The organism is Pseudomonas beijingensis, from assembly GCF_030687295.1.
Lineage (GTDB): Bacteria > Pseudomonadota > Gammaproteobacteria > Pseudomonadales > Pseudomonadaceae > Aquipseudomonas > Aquipseudomonas beijingensis.
The window spans coordinates 632199-646727 of the sequence record NZ_CP117425.1; the positions used below are offsets into that span (position 1 = coordinate 632199).

At 62.3% G+C, this 14529-nt stretch carries 14 protein-coding genes; 3 read left to right on the forward strand and 11 right to left on the reverse strand.

Annotated features, from left to right (window positions below):
• Positions 1-711 carry a lipopolysaccharide kinase InaA family protein gene (locus PSH84_RS02915; RefSeq protein ID WP_122569330.1) on the forward strand — a complete coding sequence of 237 codons (711 nt, stop codon included), beginning with the start codon at positions 1-3 and terminating at the stop codon, positions 709-711.
• 2 nt (positions 712-713) lie between these two features.
• Positions 714-941 (forward strand): hypothetical protein, encoded by a 228-nt coding sequence (locus tag PSH84_RS02920; RefSeq protein WP_122569329.1) that lies wholly within the window; start codon positions 714-716, stop codon positions 939-941.
• A 209-nt stretch (positions 942-1150) separates the two neighbouring features.
• On the opposite strand, the gene PSH84_RS02925 is transcribed toward PSH84_RS02920, so the two are convergent.
• From PSH84_RS02925 to PSH84_RS02975, 11 genes are all read right to left on the reverse strand, one after another.
• The gene (locus PSH84_RS02925; protein ID WP_305482262.1) at positions 1151-4177 is read right to left on the reverse strand and encodes a multidrug efflux RND transporter permease subunit; all 3027 of its coding nucleotides are present in this window, start codon (positions 4175-4177) and stop codon (positions 1151-1153) included.
• Positions 4178-4190: 13 nt separating this feature from the next.
• A complete protein-coding gene (locus PSH84_RS02930; RefSeq protein ID WP_122569327.1) occupies positions 4191-5339 on the reverse strand; it encodes an efflux RND transporter periplasmic adaptor subunit in 1149 nt (382 codons plus the stop codon).
• Between the two features lie 155 nt (positions 5340-5494).
• Complete coding sequence (locus PSH84_RS02935) at positions 5495-6592, reverse strand: DUF1513 domain-containing protein (protein WP_122569326.1); 1098 nt, start codon at positions 6590-6592, stop codon at positions 5495-5497.
• 2 nt (positions 6593-6594) lie between these two features.
• Positions 6595-7659 (reverse strand): imelysin family protein, encoded by a 1065-nt coding sequence (locus tag PSH84_RS02940; protein WP_122569325.1) that lies wholly within the window; start codon positions 7657-7659, stop codon positions 6595-6597.
• 28 nt (positions 7660-7687) lie between these two features.
• Entirely contained in the window at positions 7688-9115 is a 1428-nt protein-coding gene (locus PSH84_RS02945; protein ID WP_305482263.1) for a di-heme oxidoreductase family protein, read from the reverse strand.
• 272 nt (positions 9116-9387) lie between these two features.
• A complete protein-coding gene (locus tag PSH84_RS02950; RefSeq protein WP_305482264.1) occupies positions 9388-10716 on the reverse strand; it encodes a sensor histidine kinase in 1329 nt (442 codons plus the stop codon).
• A gap of 66 nt (positions 10717-10782) precedes the next feature.
• Positions 10783-11220, reverse strand: coding sequence for a Spy/CpxP family protein refolding chaperone (locus tag PSH84_RS02955; protein WP_122569322.1), 438 nt, complete (start codon positions 11218-11220; stop codon positions 10783-10785).
• Positions 11221-11472: 252 nt separating this feature from the next.
• The gene (locus PSH84_RS02960) at positions 11473-12150 is read right to left on the reverse strand and encodes a response regulator transcription factor (protein ID WP_122569321.1); all 678 of its coding nucleotides are present in this window, start codon (positions 12148-12150) and stop codon (positions 11473-11475) included.
• A gap of 7 nt (positions 12151-12157) precedes the next feature.
• Positions 12158-12568: an SH3 domain-containing protein gene (locus PSH84_RS02965; RefSeq protein WP_122569320.1), complete on the reverse strand. Its 411-nt coding sequence runs from the start codon at positions 12566-12568 to the stop codon at positions 12158-12160.
• Positions 12569-12674: 106 nt separating this feature from the next.
• Complete coding sequence (locus tag PSH84_RS02970; RefSeq protein ID WP_122569319.1) at positions 12675-12974, reverse strand: YciI family protein; 300 nt, start codon at positions 12972-12974, stop codon at positions 12675-12677.
• A 1-nt stretch (position 12975) separates the two neighbouring features.
• Positions 12976-13572, reverse strand: a complete 597-nt coding sequence (locus PSH84_RS02975) for a septation protein A (RefSeq protein WP_003204874.1) — start codon at positions 13570-13572, stop codon at positions 12976-12978.
• An 87-nt stretch (positions 13573-13659) separates the two neighbouring features.
• On the opposite strand from PSH84_RS02975, the gene PSH84_RS02980 reads away from it, so the two are divergent.
• On the forward strand, positions 13660-14523 hold the full coding sequence (locus PSH84_RS02980) for a PHP domain-containing protein (protein WP_122569318.1): 864 nt from the start codon (positions 13660-13662) through the stop codon (positions 14521-14523).
• Positions 14524-14529: the final 6 nt, after the last annotated feature.

The following is a 14529-nucleotide window of genomic DNA, read 5'->3' on the forward strand; positions in this document are numbered from 1 at the left end:
ATGGGTGTGCAGGCAATAGAAGCATCAATGATTCCCCCCGGTGACTTCGAACATTTCTGGAGTCAACAGGGTGAGTGGGTGGAAGAGCCTAATGTGCGTCGCGGCGGTGAAAGCGGTGTGCAACGGATCAAGGACAAGGACGGCAAGCTACTTTATGCCAAGCGTCAGACCGGACATATTTATCGCAGCTGGCTGCACCCGTTCGGTCGACCGACCGTGCTTCGTGAGCAAGATGCACTGCTGGCATTGACCCGGCTGGATGTCCGCGTCCCCCAGCTTATTTTCTGTGGCGCCCAGCGGGACCCGGTCCACAAGTGGCGTGCGCTGCTGGTGACCCAGGCGCTGGAAGGTTTTGAAGAGATCGAGCACTGGTATGCCGCAGGTGGCCGCGAGCGCCATGGCGAAGCGGTGCATGATCAAATTCTCCTGACACTGGCTGAAACACTGGCGCGGATGCACAAGGGCCGTTGGCAACATGGCTGTATCTACATCAAGCACGTCTTTGTGCGTGTGACCGGAGAGGGAGAGGCGGCCAAGGCTGAAGTGGCTTTGCTCGATTTTGAAAAGTGTCGCCAGCGCCTGACTGCCCGGCGTGCGGCTTCCCATGACCTGAAACAGCTGCGGCGCCATTCGTCGTTCAGCGATGCCGATTGGAAAAAACTCGTCTACTTTTATGAGGCGGCGTTTGGCAGCGCTATCAAAGGTTTATAGTCATGAAACTAGAAATTGCTAGAGGTTTGTTTTTAGTCGGAGCCCTGGCAGTTACATCGATGGCGGTGGCTGTATGGGAACAGCCACGCTCGCAGATCCTCAGTGCTTCCAATGCGGGTGCGCATTGTCCGCTGCCGCGTGTGGCAAAGGCCAGCGAGGCGATCCGACCGGACGATGATCTGCTGCTGTTCATGTTCAGCCTGTCCCAAGGGATGAGGCCGCAGAGTTGAAAGCCCTGAAATCAAAATAAAGGCCTCCCTTGTGAGGTCTTTATTTTTTGGACTGTCAGATCAACCCTTGTGGCGAGGGGACTTATCCCCTTTGGATTGTGGGGGCAAAGCTTGCTCGCGAAACAGTCGCCTCGATTCCTGGAAGACCGCATCGCCTTCATCGCGGGCAAGCCTTGCTCCCACAGTACCCCTCGCCACAGGTATCCACTTCAGGCCTTGTCCGGCTTGGCCAGCAGCGTGTAGACGCAAGGCAACACAAACAGTGTGAACAAGGTGCCAATCGACATGCCCGTGGCGATCACCGTGCCGATGTCGAAGCGGCTCACTGCCCCGGCGCCAGTGGCGAGGATGAGCGGCACCATGCCGAACACCATCGCCGCGGTGGTCATCAGTACCGGCCGCAGACGAATCGACGCGGCTTGTTCCACGGCTTCGCGCGGCGACAGGTTCTGTTCCCTGCGCAACTGGTTGGCGAACTCGACAATCAGGATCCCGTGCTTGCTGATCAAGCCGATCAACGTTACCAGGCCCACCTGGGTATAGATGTTCATGCTCGACCAGCCGAGGAACAGCGGAATCAGGGCACCGCAGATGGACAGCGGCACGGTCACCAGGATCACCAGCGGGTCCCGGAAACTTTCGAACTGCGCGGCCAGCACCAGGAAGATAATCGCCAGGGCCAGGGCAAAGGTCACCCACAACGCGCTGCCTTCCTGAACGAATTGGCGCGAAGCCCCGGCGTAATCGAAGGCGAACCCCACCGGTGCTTCCTCTCGGGCGATCTGGCGGACGGTCTCGATGGCCTCGCCCATGCTCACGATGGGAAAGCCTGAAATCGTCACCGCATTGAGCTGCTGGAACTGGTTCAGCTGTCGCGGCCGCGCCCGGTCGCTGACCGTGATCAGCGTCGACAGCGGTAACGATTCACCCTTGGCATTTTTCACGTAGTAGTTGTTCAACCAGTCGGGGTTGTCCCGGAACGGCCGTTCGACCTGGGCAATGACCTTGTAGCTGCGGCCCTCGAGGGTGAAGCGGTTGATCTCGGATTCGCCCAGCAGCGTCGCCAGGGTACCGCCCAGGTCTTGCATGGAAACACCCATCTGGGCGGCCTTGGCGCGATCGATATCCACCACGACTTCCGGCTTGTCGAACGCCAGGTCAATGTCCATGAAGGCGAACTTGCCGGATTCCAATGCGCGCTTTTTGACCCGGTCGGCAACTTCCAGCAGCGTCGCATACTCCTTCGGTGAGTTGATGACGAACGCGAACGGCAAGCCTTCTCCGGTGCCCGGCAACGAGGGCAGGTTGAAACCGAATATCTGCAGGCCAGGCACGCTTTCCAGCTTGGCCTGGACCTCGGGCAGGATTTCCATCTGGGTACGGTCGCGTTCGTTCCAGGGCTTGAGCAGGAAGCCGCCGATGCCCGATTGCACGCCGTTATAGCCATTGATCTGGAACGAGGAGTAGTACTCCGGGAACTCCTTGAAAATGGTGATGAAGTGATCGGTATAGGTGTTCAGGTAGTCGAGGTTGGTGGGCTGCGGGGCGTTGGCCATCATGAAGATGATGCCCTGGTCCTCGTCGGGGGCCAGTTCGGACTTGCTGAACATGACCAGCACCGGGATCAGCAGCAGTACGATCACCGCGAACACCAGCACCACCGGCCGTGTATTGAGCGTGCCATGGAGCATGTGCTGGTAACGGCTCTTCAAGCGTTCAAAGAGCATGTCCAGCCGATGGGCCAGCCCCGAGGGGTTCTCGTCGTGGCGCAGGAGCAGGGCGCACATCATGGGCGACAGGGTCAGGGCGACGATCCCGGAGATCACCACCGCACCGGCCAGGGTCAAGGCGAACTCCTTGAACAAGGCACCCGTCAGGCCTTCGAGCAGGCCGATCGGTGCATACACCGCCGCCAGGGTGATGGTCATCGAGACCACCGGCATGGCGATTTCCCGGGCACCTTCTATTGCGGCGTCGAACGGGGTCTTGCCTTCCTCGATGTGCCGGTGAATGTTCTCCACCACCACGATGGCGTCGTCCACCACCAGGCCGATGGCGAGCACCATGGCCAGCAGCGTCAGGAGGTTCATCGAGTAGCCCATCAACTGCATGAAGAACATCACGCCGATCATCGACAGCGGGATAGTCACCACCGGGATGACCACCGAACGCAGGGCGCCGAGGAACAGGAACACCACGACGATGACGATCAGCACCGCCTCGAACAGGGTTTTCACCACTTCGTCGATGGACGCCTGGATGAACAGGGTGGCGTCGTAGGCGATCTCGGCCTTGAGGTTGGTCGGGAGCTGGGCCTCCATCTCCGGCATGATCTTGCGCACTTCCTTGATCACATCGAGCGGGTTCGCGCCTGGCGTGGCCTTGATCCCGATGTACACCGAGGGCGTGCCACCGAAGGAACTGATGGTGTCGTAGTTCTCGGCCCCCATTTCCACGCGAGCCACGTCCCGCAGCAACACGCGACTGTCGCCGTCGGTCTTGAGCGGGATTGCGGCGAAGGCTTCGGCGGACTTGAGTTCGGTGTTGGCGTTGATGCTGGTGACCACATACTCGCCTTTCACTTCACCGGCGGCGGAAAGGAAGTTGTGCTGGCGCACGGCGTTGGTCACGTCGGCGGCGGTCAGTCCGAAGCCGGCGAGCTTGACTGGGTCCAGCCACAGGCGCATGGCGAAGACCTGGTTGCCTAGGATCTCCGCTTCGGCCATACCGGGCAGTGTCGCCAGCTTGGGCTGGATCACCCGTGACAGGTAGTCGGTGATCTGCGGGTTGTTCAGTTCCTTGCTGAAGAAGCTGATGTACATCAGGGCCGAGGCATCGGCGGCCTCACGGCTGAGGACCGGGTCCTCGGCGTCCTGGGGCAATTGGTTCTTGACCTCGTTGGCCTTGGCCAGCAGTTCGGTAAAGAGTCGGTCGCTGTTGGAACCGATGCGGGCATAGACCGAAATCACCGAGAAATTCTGGCGACTGACCGAGGTCATGTAGTCGATGCCCTCGGCACTGGCCAGGCTCTGCTGCATCGGTTGGGTGATGTAGCCCTGGATGGTTTCGGCGTTGGCCCCGGGGTAGGCGGTGGTCACCGTGATCAGGGCGTTTTCCATTTGTGGATACTGACGCAGGGGCAGCTTGCTCCAGGCCTGGAAGCCCAGCAGCACGATCAACAGGCTGACCACGGTGGCGAGCACCGGACGGCGGATGAACGGATCGGTAAAAGCCATGGGGGTTCCTTGATCAGTCCGCGCGCGGCGGGCTGTTCTGTTCGGTCAGGGTCTTGTCGTCGCTGATGGCGATCGGCGTACCGTTATCGAGCTTGATCTGGCCGGCGATCACGACTTGTTCGCCGCTCTGCACGCCTTTGGCAACCAGCACCTGCCCGTCGCGTCGCTCGCCGGTTTCAACGAAGCGCCGTTCGGCGATCAGGACCGGCTGGCCCTTGTCGTCCTTCTCGACCGTGCCGTCGGCGGCTTTCTTTTGCGTCACCACGTACATGGAGTTGCCGTAGAGGGTGTAGGTCACGGCGCTTTCCGGCACGACGATTCCGGCGGCCACGTCCGGCAGGATCACCTGCAGGTTGGCGAACATGCCGGGCAGCAGCTTGCCGTCGGGGTTGGCCAGGGTGGCGCGTACCAGGACGTTGCGGGTGCTGTCCTCGACCTTGGGGTTGATCGCGCTGATGGTGCCGACGAAGGTCTGCCCGGGATAGGCCGAGACGCTGACGTTGACTGGCAGGGCAATGGCGAGCCGGGGCACGGTTTGTTCAGGCACGTAGAAGTCCACGTACAGGCTGCTGAGGTCCTGCAGGGTGGCGATCACCGTGCCGCTGGCCAGGTAGTCGCCGACATCCACCTGGCGAATGCCGATGGTGCCGCTGAACGGCGCCAGGATGTGTTTCTTGGCCAGCGACGCCTTGAGCTGATTGACCGTGGCCTGGTTCTTCTTCAATTGCGCCGAGAGCCGGTCGAATTCGCCTTTGGAGATCGCCTGGCTGCCCACCAGTTGTCGGCCGCGACCGAAATCCAGTTGTGACAGGCCCAGGTCGGCCTCGGCGGTTTCCAGCAGGGCGCTTTCGACTTCGCTGTCCAGTTGCAGGAGCGGCTGGCCGGCCTTGACCTTTTGGCCCGACTGGAACTGCACTTTCTGCACGGTCCCGGCGATTTCCAGGCTCAGGTCCACGCCTTGTAGCGCCTTGAGGCTGCCAACGGTGGGCAGGCGAGCTTGCCAGGGTTGCTGGGCGGCCGTGGCCACGGCGACGCTGACCGGCGGTTTTGGCGCAGAGAACGACTGGATCTGCTGGTAAACGGAGAAGGCCTTGTAGCCGGCGAGCAACAGCACCACCAGCAGGACAACACCCAACATGATCAGCATGCGGCGTCGCAGCATGTTCCACTTCCTTGGAAAAGAGCTGAGAGAAAATACAGATAGGCGGGCACATTACTCCGAGTGTGCGGGCTATTCCAGATGCTGGCGGGCCGGTGGTGCGTGGGAATTTTCCGAAAAATCAGGGAGCTTGGCGCCGATGGGCTTCGCTCCCTGGCTCAGGCCAGATGCAAATGGTTATCCCAGAGCCCTGCCGGCAGATCCAGAGGTTTTGCAACCAATTGTGTCTGCCGGCAATCATAATAGCGGCAACGCCCTTGGCCCGAGGTCACGACAAAACCGTCGGCCACCGCACCCACGCCGGCACAGTCTGGCAGGGGCGCATCCAGGCGGACTTCGCCACTGTCCAGGTCCCAGATGAAGAAGCGGTTGCCGCGCGGGGCGGTCAGGGCCACCAGTCGCAGGTCGCTGTGCACGGCGACGCTGGCGGTGTAGTGCCCCATGGCCTGCAATTGCTCTTCGGGCACCGGGAATGCCTGGAAAGGCTGCCCCGGTCGCTTGATCGCCAGCAGTTCCGACGATTCGTGGGCCGCGCCCATGAACTGCTGGCCGGAGACGATAGTGCCGTCACTGGCGATGCCTAGGTGGCGCACGCTGTTCATCGATTGGGCGAGGGTTTCCTTGCTCAGCAGGGTGCCATCGCGTTGCATCAGCACCAGGCTCGGCTCCATGGCGTCGAGGTTCATTTCAACCCGGCTTTCGGCTTCGGTGCGAATGCCGCCGTTGGCCACCACCAGCGTCTCGCCATCGGGCATCCAGGACACCTGGTGAGGACCGATGCCGTGGGTGGATAGCTCGCCGCTATGCACCAACCGCTCGCCGTCGAAACGGTACACGCCCAACAGGCCGCGTCCCGGGTCGGTGGTATCGTTCTCGGTGGCGTATAGCCATTCGCCGCTTTTATGGATGACCGCGTGGCCGTAGAAATGCCGGTTCGGCAACGAGGTGATGGTTTGCAGCAGCGTCCCGTCGCGCAGGTCGATCAAGTAGCTTTCGGTGCCTGGACGACGGGCGACGAACAGCGCAATCGGCTGCGTCGGGTGATTGATAATGTCATGGCAACGCTGGCCGACCTGGGTGGCGAACACCCGCGTGCCGTCCAGTCGATAGCCGACGGCGTAGTGCTTGCCGTCGCCATCGTCCCGTGCCGAAAGCAAGAGTGGGTGCTTGTCCTTTTGCTTGAACAGCGTCCAGCCGCCCAGGGTGACGGCGCCGAGCAACAAGCTACCCAGTGCCAGGACCTGACGTCGAAACATGATCAGTCACCGTCGTTGGCATTGAAGCCCAGTTGAATGCCCAGCGCCTTGGCCAGTTCGCCTTCGTGCAGGCGATGGACGACGTTAAGGCTGTCGTACAGATCGTTGAGTTGCTGGCGCCCGGCATCGTCGTTGAGCATTTCGGTCAACGAGCGCTGGCTGCTGGCGAACAGTTTCAAGGAGGCATCGTAGGCGGCGTCGATCTTGTCGGCCAACGGCTTCTGGTCGCTTGGCAACAGGCCGCGCAGGCCCTTGTTGTCCACGCCGGCCCAGACGGTCCTGGCCGCGCTCAGGCTGGCTTCCAGCCCTTGCAGCGACGACTGGCTGCGCCAGGCATCGGCCTGGAATGGCTGAGGTACGCCCTTGCTCTGGCGGCCCATCGGTGTGCCGAGTTTTTTCTTCAGCGTGTCCAGGGCCGTGACCTGCACGCGCAGCAGATCGGCGATGGCTTCGTGGGAGTCGGCGTAGCGCTGGTTGGGGAATTTGCTCATCTGGGCGAGCATGCCGTCGTTGGTGTTCCAGCCCGACAGGATCTCTTCGGCCAGTTGCTTCTGGCGTTCACCGATGGCGATGAGCAGCGGGCAGTACTTGGCTTTCTGGGCGGCGTCGGCCATGTCGATTTTGGCGTCGAACAGCAGGTATTCGTAGGCCGAGAGCCCTTGCACGACAACGCTGGACTTGGCCAGGCCGGCGGCGTCGATCTGCGGCTGGCTGTTGACCAACTGCTCGACCTGACGGCCCACCAGGTTTTTCTTGTCCGGCCAGAACTGCACCTGCCAGGCGCGGTTGCCCTCGGCCAGTGGACCAATCAGCAGCGGTTGCAGCTCGGCCCAGGCTTTTTGCGCCTTGAGGAAGTCGGCGCGAGCGGTGTCCAGGTTTTCCTTGCCTTGGCAGAACGCCAGGGCGCTGGTCGCCAGTTGCCGGTCGGCCTCGACCCAGCGGCTGTAGGTCGGCAGGATCACTTGTTTGGCGATGGCGGCCGAGGTGACGGCTTGTGGGTCTTGGGGCGAGCAGGCGCCGAGGGCGATGGCGGCGAGGCTGGTGAACAACAGCTTGGGACGGAACATGTCAGGCTCCCATTTCTGGAAAAGGCATTTAAAGGGAATTCAGAAAGGCCAGCAACGCAGCGCGCTGCTCGGCATTGAACGCTAAAACCTGGCGTTGCGCCGCTTGTGCTTCGCCGCCATGCCACAGCACGGCTTCGAGCAGGTTGCGGGCACGACCGTCGTGCAGGAACTGGGTGTGGCCGTTGACGGTTTCGGTCAGGCCGATGCCCCACAGTGGCGGGGTTCGCCAGTCACGACCGCTGGCCTTGAATTCGCTGCGGTTGTCAGCCAGGCCTTCACCCATGTCGTGCAGCAGCAGGTCGGTGTAGGGGCGGATGACCTGGTTGGCCAACTCCGGTTCGGCGGCGTTGGCGGCGGTGGTGTATTTCGGTGTGTGGCAAGACTGGCAGCCGGCCTGGAAAAACAGGTTCTTGCCCGCCAGCACTTGGGGCGAGTTCACGTCGCGACGGGCCGGCACCGCGAGGTTGCGGCTGTAGAACAGCACCAGGCGCAGGATGTTGTCGCTGACTTCCGGCTCGCCGTCCGGACCGTTACCGCTGGGCGCGCGCTGGCAGTCGACCTGGGCCTGGGTGCAGTCGTCGAAAGGGCGCAGGCTCGTGGTCAGGCCCATGTCACCGGAGAACGCGTGGACGTTCTGTTGGTTGAGGGTGGGCTGCCCGGCTTTCCAACCGAAACGCCCCAGCACGGTTTTCTGTTGCACATCGTCCCAGACCTGGTTGGGACGACCGGCGACGCCTTTGTTCTCTCGCGCCTGGGCTTTGGCGTTCGCCAGGAGCGCCTCGTCGGGGATGGCCTCCAGCAGACCCAGGCCGATCATTGGCGGTGCCACGCGGGCCGAATAGCGCGTATCGGGGTGCAGCGGGCCATACCCCAGTTGGGTGATCTGCAGGTTCGGCTTGCGCAGTTCGACGACGCTGCCGTCCTTGAAACGCACCGGGACCGGCGTGTAATCGACCCGCACCTTGCCTTCGGGAACGACACCGGGCACCGACATGTCCTGCAATTGCCCACCGTAGACCGGCTCCGGCACCACCCCCAGTTGCTCGATGACCTTGGCGTAGGCCGGTGCGTCGGGAATCGACAGGCGCACCAGCATCGACACCGCGCTGGTCGCGTCCGGCGCCGGCGGATGGCCGCGACCGTCCTTGACGTGGCAGTTCTGGCAGGCGTTGGTGTTGAACAAGGGCCCGAGGCCGTCCCGGGCGGTGGTGGTCGAAGGAGCGATCACCCAGGGGTTGCGGAAGAAACTGTTGCCGACGCTGAAATCCACGCGCCGCGAGGGCGGCAGGTTGGCCGAGGGCTGGGAAAAGGCGTTCTGATCGCTCTTGCGCACCGTCGCGGCGCCACCGGACCGGGCTTCACCCGGTTCGGCCTGGGTAAAGCGCGGGGCATCATCGCAGGCACTCAGGCCCAGGGCCATGAACAGTGCACATAAACAAAGAGGCAACGACGGCATCGGGCGACCTGGGCGATAGGTGAAAAGAGGGCGCAAAGTCTAACAGGGCGGGGCAGATTGAATAAGAGGAATTATCGTTTGGTTTAATGAGATCGTGCTTGCCGTTGGGTACGGCCACGTCGCTCACCTTGCCTTGTTTGATTTCCAGTGGCGAGGGAGCTTTTGTGGCGAGGGAGCTTGCTCCCGCTCGGTTGCGCAGCAACCGTAAAATCTTGGGGCTACTTCGTAGCCCAGCGGGAGCAAGCTCCCTCGCCACAGGTTCATTTTTGAACTTAAGGTAGTACCACGGCCCCCGGCACCAACGGCAGTTCCAATGTCGCAATGAAGCCGCCTTCGGGATGGTTACCTAATACCAGCGCACCACCATGGCGTTCGGCGGCACGGCGTGCGATGGCCAGGCCCAGGCCATGGCCGGCGGCAGTCTGGCCGGGGGCGCGGTAGAACGGTTCGCCCAATTGCCCCAGGTGTTCGGCCTCCACGCCGGGCCCGTGGTCGCGCACGCTGATCAGGATCCGTTCGCCCTGGCGCACCGCGCGCATCTCGATCGATGGCCCGCTCGGATTGAAGCGCTGGGCGTTGCGCAGCAGGTTGTCCACCGCCCGCTCGATCATGGTCGGCCAGCCCTTGAGGGTCAGGTCCGCCTCGGTTTCAAGCTGCACGGTTTGCTCCGGTGAAGCCAACTGCGCATCTTTTTGCAGGGTGACCAGCAAACCGTTGAGGTCCACCTCTTCGGCGCCGGCGTTGTCGGCATCGACCCGGGCCAGGACCAGGATTTCGCTGATCAGCGCCTCCAGGCGATCGCATTCGCGGGTCAGGCGCGGCCAGAGTTTTTCACGTTCCTCGGGGGTGGCCCGTTCAGCCAATGCCAAGGCAATGCGCAGTCGGGCCAGGGGCGAGCGCAGTTCGTGGGACACGTCGCGCAGCAGTTGGCGCTGGCTGGCAATCAAGCTTTGCAGGCGTGCGCCCATGCGGTTGAAGTCAGTGGCCAATACGCCGAATTCATCCCGACGATTGGCCAGTTTGGCGAGGCTGTTCTGTTGGTAGGTGGCTTGCCCCAGGTCATGCACGGCGCCGCGCAGGCGACTCAGTGGACGGGTGATGGAGAAGGTCACCAACAAGCTGAACAGTGTCAGCACCACCAACGCGATCCCCAGTGCACTGAGGGGCAAGAGCAGGCTCTCGCGGTGCCAGGCGTCCAGTTCAGGATGGGGAATGCGGTAGATGAACAGGTAAGTGTCGCCGGTTTTGGCGCTGGTGAACTCGTCGGTCAGCCGCCGCCAGGGCAGGCGCTTTTGCCGTGCCTCGAAGGCGGCGGCGCGAGGCGGGAAGGTGCCGCGTACCACCGGGTCACCGCTTTCGTTGAGCACCTGGACGTCGATGCGATACTGGCGCTTGCGTTGTTGCAGGATGTCCTGGGCGGCGTCCTCGCCCTGACTTTCATAGGTTTGCGTCCATTCTTCGGCCAGGGTGTTGAGGCCCGGGTGGCGGCTGAGGATCCAGGCGTCCTGGTTCAGCATGTGGCCCATCAGGATCGAAAGCCCTGCAACCAGGGTGATGGCCAGCCAGAAACTGGCCAGGATGCGCCAGAACAATGAACGCACGATAAATCCTCGAAAACAAAGAAAGCCCAACGGCGATGGGCCGTTGGGCTGGGGAGCTTCAGTGCATTATTGCGCTTTTTGCGGCTGTTGCGCTTTCCAGGCCTTGAACTCAGCCCACTCGGCGCGACGTTCGGCCTGTTTCTTCTGGATCGCGTCGAATTCTTTTTGCTGCTCAGGCTTCAGCAGTCCACGGATCTGGGCATCGACCTTCTGATGCCGGGCTTGCATTTCGTCCTGCATGGCTTTCTGGTCGGCTGGCGACAGCTTGGCCAGGTACTTGTCGACCAATTCCCGTTGTTCGTGGCGCTGTTCGCCCATGATATGGCGAATCTGCTGGCGTTGTTCGCGGCTCAGGTCCAGTTGGCTGTAGGGACCTTTGTCATGCATCTGGCCGCCGTGGCGTGGGCCGTCCATCGGCCCCATCGGGCCGGGGCCTTCGGGCATGGCCATGGCGACGGTCGGCAGGGCGGCAGCGAACATCAGAGCGATAAGGGTCTTGCGCATGGTGTGTCTCCTTGTCTCATTCCCGGTCAGTTCCGGATATGTGCAGATTACGGAGATCAAGGTCAGCGGCGGTCAGGGGGGCGTAAAGCTTGGGTAAAGACGGTTTGGTGCGGACCTGACAAATCTGCAGGGCCAAACACTAAACCCTGTGGGAGCAAGGCTTGCCCGCGATGAAGATAACACGGTCTCTGAGGGAGCCGAGGTGTCTGCATCGCGGGCAAGCCTTGCTCCCACAGCTCAGCGGCGCAGTGCTTAGAGGCTGTAGTAGTAACCACGGCTACGCAGCGCCACGATGCGCGGACGGCCGTCGGGGTGGGGGCCGATTTTCTTGCGCAGGTTGCTCACGTGCATGTCGAGGCTGCGATCGTACAGGGTCAGTTTGCGGCCCAGGGCGATCTGCGCCAGTTCCTGCTTGTCCAGCGGCTCGCCCGGCTGCTTGAGCAGTGCTTCGAGCAGGCGGCTTTCGGAAACGGTGAGGGTCTGTTCCTGTTCGTCGATGCTGACCACGCCACGCACCGGGCTGAAGGTCAGGTCACCCAGTTCGATCTGGCTGGACACGGCCGTCGGGTGGCTGCGGCGCAGCACGGCGCGCAGGCGGGCGGTCAGTTCCCGTGGGTCGCAGGGCTTGGCCAGGTAGTCATCGGCGCCCAGTTCCAGGCCAAGGATACGGTCCAGCGGTTCACCCCGGGCCGACAGCATCAGCACCGGCAATTCCGGGTGATCGGTGCGCAATTGCTTGAGCAGTTCCAGGCCACTGCCGTCGGGCAGCATCACGTCCAGGACCACGGCAGCCGGGGCGGTTTCGGCCAGGGCCTTGCGGGCACTCTGGCCATCGTGACAGGCGCGGGCCTGAAACCCTTCCTGGCTCAGCCAACTCACGAGGAGCTCACACAGCTCCTGGTCATCATCTATCAGTAACAGCTCGCTCATGACTCACTCAATTTAGCCATTGCCGACGTTGTCTACGTCCACCGCTGGCAAAGATACCGCAGAGCAAGGCCAATAGCGCTACCCCGGCACCAATGACGAACCATTGCTGTTGATCGGTCAGCAGGCGCGGCAGCGGGCTGGCCTGGGCTTCCTTGAGTTGCAGCTTCAGGCGCTGGTTTTCCTGGCGCAGTCGGGCCAGCACCGCGCTTTCGCGTTCGCTGTCGGCATTTTTCAGTTGTTTGCTCAGCTCTTCACGCTGGCGCTCGCTGTCTTTCAAGCGTTGCTGCAATTCAGCGATCTGGCCGCCGGCGCTCAGGGACAAGGGCGCCGAATGACTGCCCTCGGTGCTTTCCTCGCCATGGGCGGGCGCTCCGATCGCCAACGAGACCAACAACAGGCACAACGGACCTTTGCGCATTGCAACTCCTGAATTCCAATCGAGATTAGACAGGTTGTCGGCAGGCAAATGAGAAAGATGAGCAACTGAGCGCAATGAGCCGCGCAGGCTCATCGCGCCAGGGGGGTTACGGCAGGACTTGCTTGAACGGCTTGACCACGACATCGGCGTAGACGCCGGCCGCCACGAACGGATCGGCCTTGGCCCAGGCTTGTGCGTCGGTCAGGGAGGCGAATTCGGCTACGATCAGGCTGCCGGTGAAACCCGCGGCGCCCGGGTCATTGCTGTCCACCGCCGGGTGCGGGCCGGCCAGCACGATACGACCTTCGGCCTTGAGCTGTTGCAGGCGCTCCAGGTGTGCCGGACGCACGGCCAGGCGTTTTTCCAGGGAATCGGCGACGTCGGTGGCAATGATTGCGTAGAGCATGTCAGTCCTCGGTTTTAGGCGTGGTGGGGTCGGCATCGTGCAGGTGACGGGACAGGTAGATGCCCTGGCCAATCAGGAACAGCAGCGTCATGCCCAGGCTGCCGAAGACCTTGAAGTCGACCCAGTACTCCTGGAACGTGAACGCAACGAACAGGTTGGCGGCGCCGCAGAACAGGAAAAACGCGATCCAGGCGATGTTCAACCGGGTCCAGATCAGTTCCGGCAGGTTGATGGCGTGGCCCATGATGCGCTTGATCAGCAGGCGATCACCGATGAAGTGGCTGCCGATGAAGGCGAGGGCGAACAGCCAGTTGACCACCGGGGCCTTCCATTTGAGGAAGGTTTCGCTGTGGAACGCCAGGGTCAGGCTGCCGAACACAAGGCAGGCGATCAGGGTCAGCCACTGGCTCTTCTCCAGCTTGCGCTGGGACACGAACAGCGCGCCGTAGACCACCAGGGAGCTGATGATCAGCACCGCGGTGGCGCTGTAAATACCGCCTACAGTCAAGGAGTGACCGGCGAAATCGACGGCCCGGGGATCAAGTTTGTAGACGATGAAAAACAGCAGGAGCGGGATGAAGTCGATGAATTGTTTCACAGTGGCAGCCAGAAGCAGGATGTGGCGGCATAATAACAAACATCCTTGGCCGCGATAGGGCCAGCTGATTTGAGGTAACAAACTCTCGTGAATGTTGATTTGCACTGCCATAGCACGGCCTCCGATGGCGCCCTGGCGCCTGCGGTTCTGGTGGCGCGGGCGTTCGAGCACGGCGTGCGAGTCCTGGCCCTGACCGATCACGACACCCTCGAAGGCCTCGACGAGGCCCGTAGCGCCGCCACGGCGTTGGGCATGCAGCTGGTCAATGGGGTCGAGCTGTCATGCACTTGGGGCGGGGCGACCATCCATGTGCTGGGCTACGGTTTCGATGTGAATGCGCCAGCGTTGGTCCAGGCCATCGCACAACTGCGCGACGGCCGCTGGCTGCGTTCCGAAGAGATCAGCCGCAAGCTGGCCCTCAAGGGCATGCCCGGTGCGCTGGACGGCGCCCGGCAGATGCAGCAGGAGCTGGGCGACAGTGGCAACGCACCGGCCCGGCCACACTTTGCCGACTGGATGGTGCGCGAAGGGTTCGTCAAGGATCGCGCCGAAGCGTTCCGCAAATGGCTGGGGGCCGGCAAGCTGGGGGACGTCAAGCAACATTGGCCGACCCTGGAAGATACCGTCGCGACCCTGCGAGCCGCTGGCGCCTGGGTCAGCCTGGCGCATCCATGGCACTATGATTTCACCCGCAGCAAGCGCCGCCGTCTGGTCGCCGACTATATTCAAGCAGGGGGCCATGCCATCGAGGTGGTCAACGGCCATCAGCCTGCCGAGCAGGTGGGCAGCTTGGCGATCCTGGCCCGTGAGTTCGGCCTGCTGGTCACCGCCGGCAGTGATTTCCATGGCCCTGGGGGCTGGTCCGAGATAGGCGAATACCGCCCGTTGCCGGAAGATCTGCCACCACTTTGGTGTAGATTCAAACATGATCCCGTTACCGCCGCCGTCTGAACAGGT